The following is a 16230-nucleotide window of genomic DNA, read 5'->3' as shown; positions in this document are numbered from 1 at the left end:
ACTCAGGAGGACGCCATGCCCGTCATCGCCGCCGGAGCGCGTACCCCGATCGGGAAGCTGCTCGGCTCGCTGTCCGGATACTCCGCCACCGACCTCGGTGGCCTGGCCATCCGTGCCGCCCTCGACCGCTCCGGCGTCCCCGCCGCGTCGGTCGACTACGTCATCATGGGGCAGGTGCTGCAGGCCGGCTGCGGGCAGATGCCCGCCCGGCAGGCCGCCGTGAACGCCGGCATCGGCATGTCGGTGCCCGCGCTGACCGTGAACAAGGTGTGCCTGTCCGGCATCGACGCCATCGCGCTGGCGAGCCAGCTGGTGAACGCCGGCGAGTTCGACGTCGTCGTCGCCGGCGGCATGGAGTCCATGACCAACGCGCCGCACCTGTTGCCGGGCGCGCGGCAGGGACACAAGGCCGGCAACATCACCATGCTCGACCACATGGCCTACGACGGCCTGTACGACGTGTTCACCGACCAGCCGATGGGCGCGCTCACCGAGGCCGTGAACCACGACCTGACCCGCGCCGAGCAGGACGAGTTCGCGGCACGTTCGCACCAGCGCGCCGCCGCTGCCTGGAAGAACGGGCTCTTCGCCGACGAGGTCGTCGCCGTCGACGTGCCGCAGCGACGCGGCGAGCCGGTCCGGTTCGACCAGGACGAGGGCATCCGCCCGGACACCACCGCCGAGTCGCTGGCCAAGCTGCGGCCCACGTTCGACTCCGACGGCACCATCACCGCCGGCTCGTCCTCGCCGATCTCCGACGGCGCCTGCGCGGTGGTGGTCATGAGCGAGGCGAAGGCCGACGAGCTCGGCGTCCGGCCGCTGGCGAGTATCGGCGCGCACGGCGTCGTCGCCGGGCCGGACTCCAGCCTGCAGAGCCAGCCCGCCGCCGCGGTGCGCGCGGCCTGCGCCAAGGACGGCCTCGCTCTGGACCGGCTCGACCTGCTGGAGATCAACGAGGCGTTCGCGGCGGTCGGCATCACCGCGACCCGCGAGCTCGGCGCCGACCCCGAGCGGGTCAACGTCAACGGCGGCGCCATCGCCGTCGGCCACCCCATCGGCATGTCCGGTGCGCGGCTCGTACTGCACCTGGCGCTCGAACTGCGCCGCCGCGGAGGCGGCACGGGTGCGGCGGCACTGTGCGGCGGCGGGGGTCAGGGCGACGCCCTGGTGCTGCGGGTGCCGGGTGCCGGCGCGTGACGGCTCCGGTCACCGATCTCGTCGCCCGGGCGACGAAGGGCGAGCGCCGCGCCGTCGCCAGGCTCGTGTCCATGGTCGAGAACGCCTCGCCGCAGTTGCGTGAGGTGATGGCGGCGCTCACGCCGCACGCGGGCGAGGCGGCCATCGTCGGCGTGACCGGGGCGCCCGGTGTCGGCAAGTCCACGACGACGTCGGCTCTGGTGAGCGCCTTCCGGGCGCGCGGGCAGCAGGTCGGCGTGCTGGCTGTCGACCCGACGTCGCCGTTCACCGGCGGCGCGCTGCTGGGCGACCGGGTGCGGATGCAGGACCACGCCACCGACTCCGGCGTGTTCATCCGGTCCATGGCCACCCGCGGCCGGCTGGGCGGGCTGGCCTGGGCCACCCCGCAGGCCGTGCGGGTCCTCGACGCGGCGGGCTGCGACGTGGTGCTGGTCGAGACGGTCGGCGTGGGCCAGTCCGAGGTCGAGGTGGCCGCGCTCGCCGACACCACGCTCGTGCTGCTGGCGCCGGGCATGGGCGACGGCGTCCAGGCGGCGAAGGCCGGCATCCTCGAGGTCGGCGACGTGTTCGTGGTGAACAAGGCCGACCGCGACGGCGCCGAGCAGGTGGTGCACGACCTGCGCTCGGTGGTGCGGATGACCGAGCGTGCGCCCGGTGCGTGGCGGCAGCCGGTGCTGTCCACCGTCGCCGCGCGTGGCGACGGTGTGGACGAGGTGGTCGAGGCCCTGGACCAGCACCGGGAGTGGGCCGCCGGCAGCGGCGACACGCACCGCCGCCGCATCCGCCGCGTCCGGGACGAGATCGAGGCCATCGCGATGGCCGACCTGCGTCGCACGTTCGCGGATCTGCACGGCGACGACCGCCTCGACGAGCTGGCCGCGGCCGTGCTGGCCGGCGAGTACGACCCGTACGCGGCGGCCGACACCGTCACCGCGTCCATGCGGTAGCCTTTTCGATCACCGTGTCAAGATCCGGCGTGGCGCTACGGCCCGCACCGCGATCTGCGGTACAAAGTCATCAGGTGCGCGCGTTGTGCGCCTGCGGACCGGACGTCGTGAGAGAGGATGATGCAGTGAAGAAGGCACTCATCATCCTGGGTATCGCGTTCCTCGTGTATTTCGTGCTCACCGAGCCCGAGGGGCTGGCCGACCTGCTCGGCAGCTTCGGTGACGCCTTCGCCGACTTCTTCGAGGCGGTCATCACCTTCTTCACCGAGCTGTTCTGAGGCGCAGCCATGCCGTCGCCGCTGCGATCCCTGGACAATCTTTGGGACGGCCTGGTCCGGTGGCTGGACCGGGTGGGCGAGGACGGTCCGTTCAAGGTCTTCTGGCGGCACTTCACGTCGTGGTTCGGCCACCGGCTGGTCCGGCGCAAGCTGGTGGCCGGCGAAGAGATCGTGGCCGAGTGCAAGCACAGCATGGTGCTGTACGTGCTGCCGGCGCTCGCGACGCTCGGTGCGGTGCTGCTGCTGGCGATCACCCCGTTCACCCCGGCCAGGCTGGCTTGGCTGCCGCTGCTGACGGCGCTCGGGCTGCTCGGATACGCGCTGATCCGGTCGCTGTACATCGCCCGGGACCGGTTCGTGGTCACCGACTCCAGGGTGTTCCGCGTGTGGGGCCTGTTCTCGCTGAACGAGGCCGAGATGGAGATCGTCCGGCTGCTGGACGTCACGGTCGTGCGCCCGTGGTGGCTGCGCCCGTTCCGTTCCGGGCACATGGTGCTCGAGAACGCCGCCCAGGAGCAGGGGCTTCGCGAGATCCACTACATCCCGCACCCGGCCGACGTGGCCCGCGTCATCCACGCGCTGCGCCGCGAGACCACCGGAGGCGCCTCGTCCGGTGAAGAGGAGGCGCCGCCGAAGAAGAACCCGCGGCGACCCGACCATCCGCGCTCGCCCGGTCCGGTGACCGCCCGGCGCCGGCAGGGCGTCCATTAGGGTCTGTCGGTGTGGCTGAGCCCCTCGATCTCGACTTCGACCCGATCGAACGCGCCGCGTCGATCTGGCGGGACCGTTTCGGCGACGCCGGCGCGATGGCGGCCGCGACCTCGATCATGCGGGTTCAGCAGCTGCTGATCAGCGAGTTCGACCGGATCTGCCGCCCGTACGGGCTGACGTTCGCCCGGTACGAGGCCCTGGTGCTGCTCAGCTTCAGCCGGACCGGGGCGTTGCCGATGGCGAAGATCGGCGAGCGGCTGATGGTCCACCCGACCAGCGTGACGAACACGATCCAGCGGCTCGAGACAGCGGGCTTCGTCACGCGGGAGCCGAACCCCCGCGACGGCCGAGGAACGCTGGCGCGGATCACCGACTCCGGGCGGGACGCGGTGAAGCGGGTGACCGCCGAGCTCATGGACGCCGACTTCGGGTTGCGTGCGCTCGGCGAGGACCAGCGCGCGCAGGTGTTCGAGTTGCTGCGCGGGTTACGTGTCGCCGCGGGGGACTTCCGCAGCGACGCGTGAGCGGATCAACGCGACCATGCCGTCGGCGTAGTCGTCGGCGGTGACGTCGCCGATCAGGTGCAGCTGTCCGACGAAGCCGATCATCAGCCCGTAGAGCGTGACGGCGACCTGCGGTGGGGAGCTGTCCGGGGCGATGGCTCCGCTGGCCACCCAGCGTTCGGCGAGCTGGGTCAATCGGTCGCGCAGTGTGTGCGCGACCGTGTGCACGATGCCCCGGATCTCGGCGTCGTGCAGCGACTCGGCCCAGACGTGCAGAGCGATGCGGGTGGGGTCGTAGCTGCGGGAGGTCGCCATGGTCGTGACGAAGTTCACTATCGTCCGCACGGCTTCCGCCGGGTCCGGCGTCTGTTCCCGGTCCAGCATCTCGTCGATGACCTGGGTGAGGTTGCCGAGGATGCCCTCGGCGGTGCTGCGGACGAGCTCCGTCTTGCTGGGGAAGTACCGGTACACGGCGCCGGCCGACAACCCCGCCTCGGCGAAGACGTCCTGCATCGAGGTGGCGTGGAACCCCTGCCGGGCGAAGCAGGCCCAGGCCGCGTCGAGGATCTGCTGGCGACGGGCGGCGAGGTGTTCGTCTGAGACTCGAGGCATCCCCCCACTATAAAACGGACGGTCGTTCTTGACAGTCCGACGTGGCCACGGAATCATAAAAGAATGACCGTTCGATTTATTTTTGGAGGTACCGCCATGAAACGGGTCATTGCGCTGTCGTTCGGGCTCGCGGTGCTGATCGGAGTGCTGATGACCGCGTTCGTGTGGCCGAACTCGCAGATCGAGCCCCGGGACGTGCCGCTGGCCGTGGCCGGTCCGCCGGAGGCGGCCGAGCAGGTGGAGGGGCGGCTGGCCGAGGCGGCTCCGGGAGCGTTCGAGGTCGAGGCCGTGGCTGACGAGGCGGCGGCGCGTGCAGCGATCGAGGATCGCGACGTCTACGGAGCGATCGTCATGGACCCTGCCGGGACACCCACCATGCTGACCGCTTCGGCTGCCTCACCCGCGGTCGCGCGGCTGCTGGACGGGGTCGCCGCCCAGTTGGCGGCCGCGGAGCAGCCGGACACGGGCCCGGCACCGGCGGTGGAGGACGTCGTCACGCTGCCGGACGACGACGCGCGGGGCGTCGGCTTCAACGGCGGCGCGTTCCCGATGGTGATCGCCGGGACGGCGGCGGGGGCGGCGCTCGTGCTGACCGTCTCCGGAGTGGGGCGGCGGCTCGTCGGCGCGGCCTCGGCCTCCGTCCTCGGAGGGCTCAGCGCGGTGCTGGTCATGCAGGCGTGGCTGGGTGTGCTGGGCGGCGACTGGTGGGCCAACGCGGGCGTGTTCGCGCTGACCATCGGCGCGGTGTCGACCACCATCATCGGGCTGCACTCGCTCATCGGGGTGCCGGGCGTCGGCCTCGGCGCGCTGATCATGGTCGTCCTGGGCAACCCGCTGTCGGGTGTCACCTCCGCGCCCGAGATGTTGCCGAGCGGGTGGGGTGCGCTGGGCCAGGCGCTGCCCCCCGGTGCCGGCGGGACGCTGCTGCGGTCCACGTCGTACTTCGACGGTGCCGCCGCGGGCGGGCCGCTGCTGGTGCTGACGGCGTGGATCGCCGGCGGGTTGCTGCTGGCGGCGCTCGGCGCCGCGGTCTCGCGGCGGTCGGTCAGCGACGTTCCCACGAGTCCGGCCGCGCCAGCAGACCCGTCACGTGATCCGGCAGCGAGCCGCTGAGTATGTCCGCCACGGTCACCGCCTCGAGAACCTCGCGCAGGCTGGCGCGCACGGCCACCCAGATCTGGGTGAGCGGGCGCGCCGGTCCCGGGTACTCGATGTCCTCCGGCGGCATTCCCCGCACCGCGGCCAACGGCCCCTCGGTCGCGCGGACCACGTCGGCCAGGACGATCCGCTCCGGCGGGCTGGTCAGCCGGTACCCGCCGGTGGCGCCGCGGTGCGCCTCGAGGATCCCCGCGCGGCGCAGGTCGCTCAGGATGGTCTCGAGGAACTTGCCCGGGATGTCCTGGGCCTCGGCGAGCTGGTGACGGGTCGCGGTGTCCGGCTCGATCGAGGCGAGCTGGACGACGGCGCGGATGGCGTAGTCGGCGCGAGCGGTGACGTGCACGAGATCCGATCCTGCCACGGGGCGTACCATGGGAACAGTTACTTGGACGTCCAAGTAAATTCATCCGTCGCCGGCCACGAGGGAGAGGCATGGACGCGCAGCAGATCGAGGAGGGCCGGCGGCGCTGGCGCGCCCGGCTGGACCGGGCGGTGGCTGCGGGACAGGTCCGCGACGCCGACTTCACCACCCTGTCCGGTGTCGACGTCGATCCCGTCTACGGCCCGCCGGAAGGCGCCGACGACCCGCGTTTCGAACGGATCGGCTGGCCCGGCGAGTTCCCGTTCACCCGCGGGCTGTACTCGACCGGATACCGCGGGCGCACCTGGACCATCCGGCAGTTCGCGGGGTTCGGCAACGCGCGGCAGACCAACGAGCGCTACAAGCTGATCCTGCGCTCCGGCGGCGGCGGGCTGTCGGTCGCGTTCGACATGCCGACGCTGATGGGCCGCGACTCCGACGACGAGCACTCGCTCGGCGAGGTCGGGCACTGCGGCGTGGCCGTCGACTCGGCCGCCGACATGGAGCTGCTGTTCTCGGAGATCCCGCTCGGCGACGTGACGACGTCGATGACGATCAGCGGGCCGGCCGTGCCGATCTTCTGCATGTACGTCGTCGCGGCCGAACGCCAGGGCGCCGACCCGTCGGTGTTGAACGGCACGCTGCAGACCGACATCTTCAAGGAGTACATCGCGCAGAAGGAGTGGCTGTTCGGCCCGGAGCCCCACCTGCGGCTGATCGGCGACCTCATGGAGTACGTCACCGACGCCGTGCCGGACTACAAGCCGCTGTCGGTGTCCGGCTACCACATCCGTGAGGCCGGGGCGACGGCCGCGCAGGAGCTGGCGTTCACGCTCGCCGACGGTTTCGGCTACGTCGAGCTGGGGCGCTCCCGCGGCCTCGACGTCGACACTTTCGCGCCGGGCCTCTCGTTCTTCTTCGACGCGCACGTCGACTTCTTCGAGGAGGTCGCCAAGTTCCGCGCCGCCCGCCGGATCTGGGCCCGCTGGATGCGCGACGTCTACGGCGCCACCACCGAGCGAGCGCAGTGGCTGCGGTTCCACACCCAGACCGCCGGCGTCTCGCTGACCGGGCAGCAGCCGTACAACAACGTCGTGCGCACCGCCGTCGAGGCGCTGTCGGCCGTGCTGGGCGGGACGAACTCGCTGCACACCAACGCGCTCGACGAGGTCCTGGCGCTGCCCACCGAGAACGCCGCCGAGATCGCGCTGCGCACCCAGCAGGTCCTGATGGAGGAGACCGGGGTGGCCAACGTCGCCGACCCGCTCGGCGGCTCCTGGTACGTGGAGGCGCTGACCGACCGGATCGAGGCCGAGGCCGAAGAGATCTTCGACCGGATCCGCCGGATGGGCGAGCCGCACCAGCGGTGGCAGGACGCCTACGGCCCGATGACCGCCGGCATCCTGCAGGGCGTCGAGGACGGCTGGTTCACCGGAGCCATCGCCGAGTCCGCGTTCCAGTACCAGCAGCGGCTCGAGAAGGGCGACAAGCGCGTCGTCGGCGTCAACGTCCACACCGACACCGTCTCCGGTGAGCTCGACATCCTGCGCGTGTCGCACGAGGTCGAGCAGGAACAGCGCCGTGACCTCACCGAACGGCGCGCCGCCCGCGACGACGAGTCCGTGCACGCGGCGCTGGCCGCGATGACCGAGGTCGCGCGGGGCAGCGGCAACCTGATCCCGGCGATGCTGGACGCCGTCCGGGCCGAGGCGACGCTCGGCGAGATCTGCTCGGCGCTGCGCGACGAGTGGGGCGACTACACCGAGCCGGCCAGGTTCTGACCCGCGTGGCACCGCGGGTGCCCGGCGGGGGAGGATGGGGGCATGAGCTCGCAGAGTTTCAGCCGCCCCGGCGCCGTCGACCTGTCCTCCCTGAACACCGGTGGGCCCGGCCGCCCCGCAACCGGCACCTCCGGTGCGGGCGGGGGAGGGTACGTCGTCGACGTCACCGAGGCGACGTTCCAGGCCGAAGTCATCAACCGCTCCGCGTCGGTCCCCGTCGTCATCGACTTCTGGGCGACGTGGTGCGAGCCGTGCAAGACGCTGTCGCCCATCCTCGAGAAGCTGGCGGCCGAGTACGAGGGCCGGTTCTTCCTGGCGAAGGTCGACGTCGACGCCAACCAGTCGATCGCGCAGGCCGCGCAGGTGCAGAGCATCCCCACGGTGGTCGCCGTGCTGCAGGGGCAGCTGGTGCCGCTGTTCCAGGGCGCTGTCACCGAGCAGCAGGCGCGACAGGTCATCGATCAGCTGCTGCAGGCGGCCGTGGCCAACGGCGTCACCGGGCGGGCCGAGCCCGTCGCCGGCGCCGAGGACGAGCAGGCTGAGCAGGCCGAAGAGGAGCCCGTCGATCCGCGGTTCGAGGCCGCCTACGAGGCCATCAACGCGGGCGACTTCGACCGGGCGGCCGAGGCCTACCGCACGGTCCTCGCCGAGACGCCGGCCGACGCGGAGGCCAAGGCCGGGCTGGCGCAGGTCGAGCTGCTGCGCCGCACGTCCGGCGTCGACCAGGCGGCCGCGCGCTCGGCCGCCGACGCGAGCCCCACCGACGTCGACGCCCAGCTGCAGGTCGCCGACCTCGAGGTCGCCGCAAGCCAGGCGGAGGCGGCGTTCGACCGGCTCATCGCGACCGTGCGGGCGGTCAGTGGCGACGAGCGCGAGCGTGTCCGCGGCCGGCTCCTCGAGCTGTTCGAGGTCGTCGGATCGACCGACCCGCGGGTCGTCAAGGCCCGGGGTGCCCTCGCCAGCGCACTGTTCTGAGCGTCACCACCACGACCACCACGGCTGCCAACGCCAGCGCCATCCGGCCCGGCCCGACGGCCGACGCCCAGTCGGTGAGCGTGCCCTGCACCGACAGCGCCGCATCGATGACGGGGTCGTCGGTGCCGGAGCCGGCGTTCACCCGCAGCTCGTACACGCCGTAGTAGGCGACGTACGCGCCGGCGACGAGCAGCAGGACGCCACTGCCGCGCGACACGTACGGCAGCAGCCGGCGCGCACGCCGCACGAGCGCGTCACTGCCCAGGGCGACCGCCACGGCGAGGACGCCGACCACGAGGCCCATGCCGGCGCCGTAGGTGACGAACGCCGCCAGCCCGCTCGGCACACCCGACGAGAACGTCGACGTGGCCAGAGCCAGGAACGGCGCCACGGTGCACGACAGGCTGGCCACCGCGTACGCGACGCCGTAGACGAGCATCGACCACGGCGAGTGCGACGGCGCGCCGCCGGACAGCCGCGGGACGCGCAGCACCAGCTCACGACCCGACACCAGCCATCCGCCGAGCGTGACGAGCGCGGCGCCGACGATCACCGTCGCCCACGGCAGGAAGCGTTCGACCGACCACGCCGCCGGCACGACGACCAGGCCGAACGCCCCGAAGACGGCGATGAACCCCGCGGTCATCGCGGCCGTCATGGTCACCGCCCGGCGCAGCGCCGCGGTCGTCGAGCGTGTCGAGCCGCCGGCCACCAGCAACGTCAGGTAGGTGGGCAACAGGGCGAAACCGCACGGGTTCAGTGCCGCGAGCATGCCCAGCACCAGCGCGAACTGGTACGGCGCGTCCGGTGCGCTCACCCCGCCGCCAGTTCCTCGACCCGGTCGGCGATCTCGGCCTCGTCCAATGGGCCCGAGACGATGTCGACGGTCCCCTCGGGGGACACGAAGCCGATGTCGTACTGCTGCGTCACGCCGAAGTGGGTGTAGACCTCGCCGTCGCGGTCGTCGATGTGCGTGATGCCGCCGACACCGCCGTCGGCGATGAACCCCTCCATCGCGGCGAGGTCACCGGAGAGCCCGGCAACCCCGACGAACGTCACCTCGCCCTCGTACTCGGCGGCGAGGTCGGCGATGGTCGGCGCCTCGCCCTGGCACACCGGGCACCAGGGTGCCCAGAACCACAGCACCGCCGGCTGTCCGGCCAGACTCGCGCCCTCGAACGTGCCGCCGCCGACCGTCGGCGCGGTGAAGTCCAGCTCGTCCGGGACCGGCGGTGCGGTCTCGGCGGGCGGGCTCGTCTCTTCGGCGGCCTCGGTGGCCGCATCGGACGGGGGCGGGTCGGTCGACACGCTCGGCGGCGGCGTCCCGGTCGGGGCGGCCGTACCACCCTCGGAGTCGTCGGCGCCGCACGCGGTGCACACGAGCAGGAACGCGAGGATCGCGGCAGGGGTGACCGATCGCCGCATGACAGAGGACCTCCGGGTGACACGATGGCGGTGCCGCACCATCGTCTCCCCGGCACACCCCCTGCGCCCCTTACCGATTCATGAACTCTCGAAAGATTGACCACGTTCACCATGGAATTCCATGCGTCACCACCCCTGCATGCCTCGTGACGTGCGTGAAAGCCTCGTGATGCCCGGGAGTGGCGGCGTTCGGCCAGGTGTGGGTGATAACGTTGTCTCCGTGACCACCGGAAGCGGCGGCCGGCCGACAATGAACGACGTCGCCCGTCACGCGGGTGTCGGGCTCAAGACGGTCTCGCGCGTCGTCAACGGTGAGCCGAGGGTCAGTTCGGCCATGGTGCAGCGGGTCCGGCAGGCCATCGAGGACCTCGGTTTCCGTCGGCACGAGGGCGCGCGTCTGCTTCGACGCGGCCGCACCGCCTGCGTCGGTCTCGTCCTCGAGGACGTCGCCGACCCGTTCTCGTCGGCGCTGACCCGGGCGGTCGAATCGGAGGCCTGGGCGAACGGTTTCCTGCTGCTGACCGGCTCGTCCGGTGAGGACGCGGTCCAGGAGCGTGAGCTCACGCTCGCCTTCTGCGCCGGGCGGGTGGACGGCGTGGTCGTGGTGCCGGCCGGTGACGACCATCGCTACCTGGCGCCGGAGATCGAGGCGGGCGTCGCCGCCGTGTTCGCCGACCGTCCGGCGGGCCGGATCGAGGCGGACGCGGTCCTCGTCGACAACACCGGCGGAGCCCGGCTCGGGGTGGGGCACCTGCTCGAGCAGGGTCACCGCCGCATCGGGCACATCGGCGACGCCGAAGGCATCTTCACCGCCGGGGAGCGGCAGCGCGGCTACCGCGAGGCGCTCGAGGCCGCCGAGGTGCCGTACGACCCGTCGCTGGTGGCCAGAGGGCCGGTGGAGCAGGAGTTCATCCGGCATGCCCTGGACCGGATGCTTGCCGGCCCCGAACCCGTGACGGCGGTGTTCACCGGGAACAACCGCGCGACGGTCGCGGTGATCAGGGATCTGGCGACGCGGGAGCGCCGCCCGGCTCTGGTCGGGTTCGACGACTTCGAGCTGGCCGACATGTTGTCGCCGGCGGTGACGGTGGTCGCGCAGGACGCCGCCGTGTTGGGGCGCACCGCGGCGCAGGTGCTGTTCCAGCGGCTGGGTGGCGACGTGAGCTCAGCCCGGACCATCGAGCTGCAGACCCGCCTGATTCCGCGGGGGTCGGGCGAGATTCCCGCGTGAGCGCCGTCGGTGATCCGGCTGAAATGTCACGAACGCGTGACACCACGACGGTGATCCCTTGACGTCCCGGCTGGTGGCCCGATAGACACGTGCGGAGCGTGGTGACAACGTTGCCACGAGCGACGGCACATCGGCGGAGGCGGTTTGTGATGCAACGTTCGTTTCGACGCGCACCGGCGGGCCTGCTGACGGCTGCGGCCGTCCTGGTCAGCGCGCTGGTGACGGCGCCGGCCGCGCCGGCCACGCCGGCCACCGAGGAGACCGCGGCCACCGAGGAGACGGCGGCCACCCCGGGAGAGGCGCCCACCGCTGCGGCGACCCCGGAACCGACGGCCCCGGCCACGCCGGACCCGGACGAGACCGACCAGGAGGACACCGGTTCCGAACCGCCGTCCGTGTTGTCGGCGGAACCGGACGCGCCCAGCGAGCGGGAGGCGACGGCGGACTTCTTCTCCTCCTTCGAACCCGGTGACCCGCAGCCGGACTGGGAGAACACCGCCGAGGTCGGTGCCGACGGTGAGAAGCGGATGTCCGGGGTCACCGGGACCCCGGCGACGGGCATCCCGGGCAACCTCATGGACCAGATCGTCGAGGTCCGTGCCAACGCGGAGAACCCGCCCAACGAGAACAAGGAGCGGGTCGTCGACGGCAACGTCAACTCGAAGTGGCTCATCTTCCAGTCCACGGGCTGGCTGGAGGTCCGGCTCGACGAACCCGTCGCCGTCGTGCACTACGCGCTGACGTCGGCCAACGACGCGCCGGAGCGTGACCCGCGGGACTGGACGCTGCAGGGCTCGCAGGACGGAGAGACCTGGACGACGCTGGACACCCGTTCCGGCCAGGAGTTCGCGGACCGGTTCCGGACGAACGAGTACCGCATCGAGAACGACACCGCGTACACCTGGTACCGCCTGGACATCAGCGCCAACAATGGTGCCGATCTGCTGCAGCTGGCGGAGTTCCAACTCTCCGACGGCGACACGACCCCTCCGCCGCCCACCGACATGCGCGCGGCGACCTCCGGCGGGCCGGTGAACGGGTGGACGATGCGCCCGGAGGTCGGCTGGACCGGGACGCGTGCCCTGCAGTACTCCGGTGGTCAGACCGCCGAGGGACGCGGGTACGCGTACAACAAGGTGTTCGACGTGGACATCCCGGTGGAGGCCGACACCGAGCTGTCGTACATGGTCTTCCCGGAGCTGACCGACAACGACCTGAACTACCCGAGCACACACGCCGCGGTCGATCTCGCGTTCACCGACGGGACCTACCTCAGCGAGCTCGACGCGCAGGACCACCACGGTTTCGACCTGACGCCGCAGGCGCAGGGCTCGTCGGAGTCGCTCTGGCCGGACCAGTGGAACCACAAGAAGTCCGTCGTCGGCGCCGTCGCCGAGGGCAAGACGATCGACCGGATCCTGGTCGGATACGACGCCTCGAACGGTCCGTCGCTGTTCAACGGCTGGTTCGACGACATCCGCGTGGGCCCGCCGACCGGCGACGTTCCGGACAGCTACACCGGGCAGCCGACCGACCACGTCATCACCACCCGCGGTACGAACTCCAGCGGCGGGTTCTCCCGCGGCAACACGATCCCGGCGACGGCCGTGCCGCACGGGTTCAACTTCTGGGTCCCGATGACCGACGCCGGCTCGACCGGCTGGCTGTACGAGTACCAGCGCGAGAACAACGCCGACAACCTCCCCGAGCTCGAGGCGTTCACGGCCAGCCACGAGCCGAGCCCGTGGATGGGTGACCGGCAGACGTTCCAGGTCATGCCGTCCGCCGGCACGCCGACGACCGACCGCGACGCCCGTGCGCTGGCGTTCCGGCACGAGAACGAGGTCGCCAAGCCGCACTACTACGGCGTCACCTTCGAGAACGGCATGCAGACCGAGATCGCCCCGACGGACCATGCGGCGATGTTCCGGTTCACCTTCACCGGCGACGAGTCGTACCTGATGTTCGACAACGTCGACAACGCCGGCGGGCTCACGCTGGACGCCGAGAACGGCGTCGTCACCGGCTACTCCGACGTGCGCAGCGGACTGTCCAACGGCGCCACCCGGATGTACGTGTACGCGACGGTCGACCAGCCGGTCGCGGCCGCCGAGAAGCCGTCGGACGGCGCCCGCAGTGACGTGTTCGGTCACCTGCGCCTCGACACCAGCGACGACAAGCAGGTCACGATGCGGATCGCGACCTCGCTGATCAGTATCGAGCAGGCGCGGAAGAACCTCGAGCTGGAGATCGCCGCGGACGACACGTTCAGCGACGTCCGCGGCCGGGCGCAGCAGCAGTGGGACGACAGGCTGGACGTCATCGAGGTCGAGGGAGCCAGCCCCGACCAGCTGACGACGCTCTACTCGAACCTGTACCGGCTGTTCCTCTACCCGAACTCCGCGCACGAGAACGTCGGCACCGCCGAGCAGCCGGAGTACCGCCACGCGGTGCAGTCCTCGACCGGCACGCCGCCCAGCGGGCCCGAGGAGACCGGCGCCGAGGTCGTCGACGGCAAGGTCTACGTCAACAACGGGTTCTGGGACACCTACCGGACCACCTGGTCGGCGTACTCGCTCCTGGCTCCCGAGCAGGCCGGCGAGATGGTCGACGGGTTCGTGCAGCAGTACCGCGACGGCGGGTGGGTCTCGCGCTGGTCCTCTCCCGGCTACGCGAACCTGATGACCGGCACCAGCTCGGACGTGTCGTTCGCCGACGCCTACGTCAAGGGTGTCCCGGGCATCGACGGCGAGGACACCTACGCTGCGGCGCTCAAGAACGCCACCGTCGCGCCTCCGGGAGACGACCCGAACAACACGAACGTGGGCCGCAAGGGCCTGCAGACCTCGCAGTTCCTCGGCTACACCCCGTCGGCGGTGTCCGAGGGCGTGTCGTGGGGCCTGGAGGGCTACATCAACGACTTCGGCATCGCGAACCAGGCGAAGGCGCTGGCCGAGGACCCGGACACCACTCCGGCCGAACGCGAGCGCTACCTCGAGGAGCACGAGTACTTCCTGGCCCGTGCGCAGAACTACGTGCACATGTTCGACGAGCGGACCGGCTTCTTCCAGGGACGCGCTGCCGACGGGACGTGGAAGTCCACGCCGGAGGAGTACGACCCCCGGGAGTGGGGCCACGACCATGACTACACCGAGACCAACGGGTGGAACTTCGCCTTCCACGTTCCGCACGACGGGCAGGGCCTGGCCAACCTGTACGGCGGGCGGGACGCCCTGGCCGGCAAGCTGGACGAGTTCTTCTCCACCCCGGAGACCGGCACGTTCCCCGGCTCGTACGGCGGCATCATCCACGAGATCCGCGAGGCGCGGGACATCCGGATGGGGCAGTGGGGCTTCAGCAACCAGGTGTCGCACCACATCCCGTGGATGTACCTGTACACCCAGCAGCCGTGGAAGACCCAGGAGATCACCCGCGAGGTGCTCTCGCGGATGTACGTCGGCAGCGAGATCGGCCAGGGCTACGCCGGTGACGAGGACAACGGCGAGACGTCGGCCTGGTACATCTTCGCGGCGCTGGGCATGTACCCGCTGCAGGTCGGCAGCGAGAACTACGCCATCGGCTCGCCGCTGTTCACGAAGGCGACGGTGCACCTGGAGAACGGCGAGGACCTCGTCATCAAGGCGCCGGAGAACAGCGAAGAGAACGTCTACGTGCAGGGACTGACCGTGGACGGCGAGGAGCACGACAAGACCTACCTGCCGCACGAGGAGATCGCCGACGGCGGGGTGCTCGAGTTCGACATGGGTCCGGAACCGTCCGACTGGGCCACCGACGCGGACGACGTGCTGCCGTCGATCACCGACGACACGGACGTGCCGCGGCCGCTGCAGGACTCGACCGGCGCCGGGCGCGGGCAGCCGAGCGTCGGCGGCGACGCGGACGCCGCGGCGTTGTTCGACGACACGTCCGGTGCCACGGTGTCGCTGCCCGCCGGCGACGCGTGGGTGCAGTACGACTTCGACAACGTCCGTAAGCCGCTGACCAGGTTCTACACCTTGACGTCGGGCGCCGACGGAACCGGCGGCGAGCCGCTGAGCTGGAAGGTGCAGGGCTCGAACGACGGCGAACGATGGACCGTCCTGGACGAACGCACGGACCAGACGTTCCGCTGGGGCCAGCAGACCCGGCCGTTCAAGCTGGAGAACCCGGCCACGTACCGGTACGTGCGGGTGGTGTTCACCGACACCGGCGGCGCTCCCGTCGACCTGTCCGAGGTCGAGCTGCTGACGTCGCAGCAGGTGTCGGCGGCGCCGCTGGCCGCCGAGACGACGTCCGGCGTCGGCTCGCCCGGTGAGACGGCGACGCTCGACGTGACCGTGTCGAACAACGGCAACCGGCCGGCACGCGGGACGGTCACCGCGGACGTCCCGGACGGCTGGCCGGAGCCCGGCGAGGTGCGGTTCGGACGGCTGAACCGCGGCGAGTCGACGACGGTCCAGCTGAACATCGCCATCCCGGAGGACGCGGAACCGGACGGCTACAGCATCGAGGTCACCGCGCAGGCCAACACCGGCACCGCGACGGCCACCGCGAACCTGCAGGTCATCGGCGACACCATCGAGTTCTCGCCGTTCACCGCGGCGGAGGAGCCGTGGCTGTTCGAGGACAACGGTTCGCAGCGCAGCTACGCCGCGTACGACGGGTTCGGCCGGTTCACCGACGGCGACAGCCACGTGGTCTACCGGTTCCCGACCCCCGACGGCGTCGGCGCGCACGAGCTGACCATGGAACTGGCCAACCAGTACCTGGTGAGCGTGTCGACGGACGGCGAGAACTGGCAGCCGGTGCTCGAGGAGACCGAGGACGTCCGCGACCAGAGCAACCGGCGTGAGTACGCCGTCGACCTGAGCGGGCTGGACCCGGAGGGTCAGCAGCTGTACGTCCGGGTGCAGGACAGCATGCCCGAGAACGGCTGGGGCGCATGGATCGCCCGGGTGCGCCTGTCGACCGTCTGACCTGAGGCGCGCCTCGTCAGTACTGGTGACGCGGCTGGTGCCTCATGATCGCCCATGCGGGCGAGATCATGAGGC

The 16230-nt window shown here is 71.1% G+C and carries 14 protein-coding genes and 1 pseudogene; 11 read left to right on the top strand and 4 right to left on the bottom strand.

All coding sequences use genetic code 11. The annotated features are described in order from the left end of the window. Window positions 1–15: 15 nt before the first annotated feature. From CLV30_RS06440 to CLV30_RS06425, 5 genes are all read left to right on the top strand, one after another. The gene (locus CLV30_RS06440; protein ID WP_106536356.1) at window positions 16–1197 is read left to right on the top strand and encodes an acetyl-CoA C-acetyltransferase; all 1182 of its coding nucleotides are present in this window, start codon (window positions 16–18) and stop codon (window positions 1195–1197) included. Next, window positions 1194–2144 (top strand): methylmalonyl Co-A mutase-associated GTPase MeaB, encoded by a 951-nt coding sequence (meaB, locus tag CLV30_RS06435; RefSeq protein WP_205740708.1) that lies wholly within the window; start codon window positions 1194–1196, stop codon window positions 2142–2144. Before CLV30_RS06440 ends, meaB begins: the two co-directional genes overlap by 4 nt. Window positions 2145–2269: 125 nt before the next feature. After that, entirely contained in the window at window positions 2270–2422 is a 153-nt protein-coding gene (locus tag CLV30_RS26295) for a hypothetical protein (protein ID WP_165358549.1), read from the top strand. A 9-nt stretch (window positions 2423–2431) separates the two neighbouring features. Beyond that, on the top strand, window positions 2432–3133 hold the full coding sequence (locus tag CLV30_RS06430; protein WP_106536354.1) for a PH domain-containing protein: 702 nt from the start codon (window positions 2432–2434) through the stop codon (window positions 3131–3133). 11 nt (window positions 3134–3144) lie between these two features. After that, on the top strand, window positions 3145–3657 hold the full coding sequence (locus CLV30_RS06425) for a MarR family winged helix-turn-helix transcriptional regulator (RefSeq protein ID WP_106536353.1): 513 nt from the start codon (window positions 3145–3147) through the stop codon (window positions 3655–3657). On the opposite strand, the gene CLV30_RS06420 is transcribed toward CLV30_RS06425, so the two are convergent. After that, window positions 3619–4248: a TetR/AcrR family transcriptional regulator gene (locus tag CLV30_RS06420; RefSeq protein WP_165358550.1), complete on the bottom strand. Its 630-nt coding sequence runs from the start codon at window positions 4246–4248 to the stop codon at window positions 3619–3621. The genes CLV30_RS06425 and CLV30_RS06420 overlap by 39 nt on opposite strands. 96 nt (window positions 4249–4344) lie before the next feature. On the opposite strand from CLV30_RS06420, the gene CLV30_RS06415 reads away from it, so the two are divergent. Continuing rightward, the gene (locus CLV30_RS06415; protein WP_106536351.1) at window positions 4345–5361 is read left to right on the top strand and encodes a hypothetical protein; all 1017 of its coding nucleotides are present in this window, start codon (window positions 4345–4347) and stop codon (window positions 5359–5361) included. Here CLV30_RS06415 and CLV30_RS06410 read toward each other — a convergent pair. Continuing rightward, on the bottom strand, window positions 5294–5749 hold the full coding sequence (locus tag CLV30_RS06410) for an RrF2 family transcriptional regulator (protein ID WP_106536416.1): 456 nt from the start codon (window positions 5747–5749) through the stop codon (window positions 5294–5296). The two genes, CLV30_RS06415 and CLV30_RS06410, sit on opposite strands and share 68 nt — an antisense overlap. Before the next feature lie 89 nt (window positions 5750–5838). Here CLV30_RS06410 and icmA point away from each other — a divergent pair, with 89 nt between their 5' ends. Further along, window positions 5839–7548 carry a coenzyme B12-dependent isobutyryl-CoA mutase large subunit gene (gene icmA, locus CLV30_RS06405; protein WP_106536350.1) on the top strand — a complete coding sequence of 570 codons (1710 nt, stop codon included), beginning with the start codon at window positions 5839–5841 and terminating at the stop codon, window positions 7546–7548. A gap of 42 nt (window positions 7549–7590) precedes the next feature. Beyond that, window positions 7591–8523: a tetratricopeptide repeat protein gene (locus tag CLV30_RS06400; protein WP_106536349.1), complete on the top strand. Its 933-nt coding sequence runs from the start codon at window positions 7591–7593 to the stop codon at window positions 8521–8523. Here CLV30_RS06400 and CLV30_RS06395 read toward each other — a convergent pair. Both CLV30_RS06395 and CLV30_RS06390 read right to left on the bottom strand, forming a co-directional pair. Then, a complete protein-coding gene (locus CLV30_RS06395) occupies window positions 8486–9340 on the bottom strand; it encodes a cytochrome c biogenesis CcdA family protein (RefSeq protein WP_205740710.1) in 855 nt (284 codons plus the stop codon). The genes CLV30_RS06400 and CLV30_RS06395 overlap by 38 nt on opposite strands. Then, window positions 9337–9948, bottom strand: a complete 612-nt coding sequence (locus tag CLV30_RS06390; protein ID WP_165358551.1) for a redoxin domain-containing protein — start codon at window positions 9946–9948, stop codon at window positions 9337–9339. Before CLV30_RS06390 ends, CLV30_RS06395 begins: the two co-directional genes overlap by 4 nt. 250 nt (window positions 9949–10198) lie before the next feature. On the opposite strand from CLV30_RS06390, the gene CLV30_RS06385 reads away from it, so the two are divergent. From CLV30_RS06385 to CLV30_RS28005, 3 genes and pseudogenes are all read left to right on the top strand, one after another. Further along, window positions 10199–11179, top strand: coding sequence for a LacI family DNA-binding transcriptional regulator (locus tag CLV30_RS06385; RefSeq protein ID WP_420841983.1), 981 nt, complete (start codon window positions 10199–10201; stop codon window positions 11177–11179). A gap of 395 nt (window positions 11180–11574) precedes the next feature. Continuing rightward, window positions 11575–15426, top strand: a pseudogene (locus CLV30_RS06380) (GH92 family glycosyl hydrolase); the annotation flags it as partial. 12 nt (window positions 15427–15438) lie between these two features. Beyond that, window positions 15439–16155: a COG1470 family protein gene (locus CLV30_RS28005; protein WP_483401415.1), complete on the top strand. Its 717-nt coding sequence runs from the start codon at window positions 15439–15441 to the stop codon at window positions 16153–16155. Window positions 16156–16230 lie beyond the last annotated feature (75 nt).

Source organism: Haloactinopolyspora alba (assembly GCF_003014555.1).
In the GTDB taxonomy this organism is placed as follows: domain Bacteria; phylum Actinomycetota; class Actinomycetes; order Jiangellales; family Jiangellaceae; genus Haloactinopolyspora; species Haloactinopolyspora alba.
Note: the sequence above shows the minus strand (reverse complement) of the source record. Positions and strands in the feature narration are given on the sequence as shown.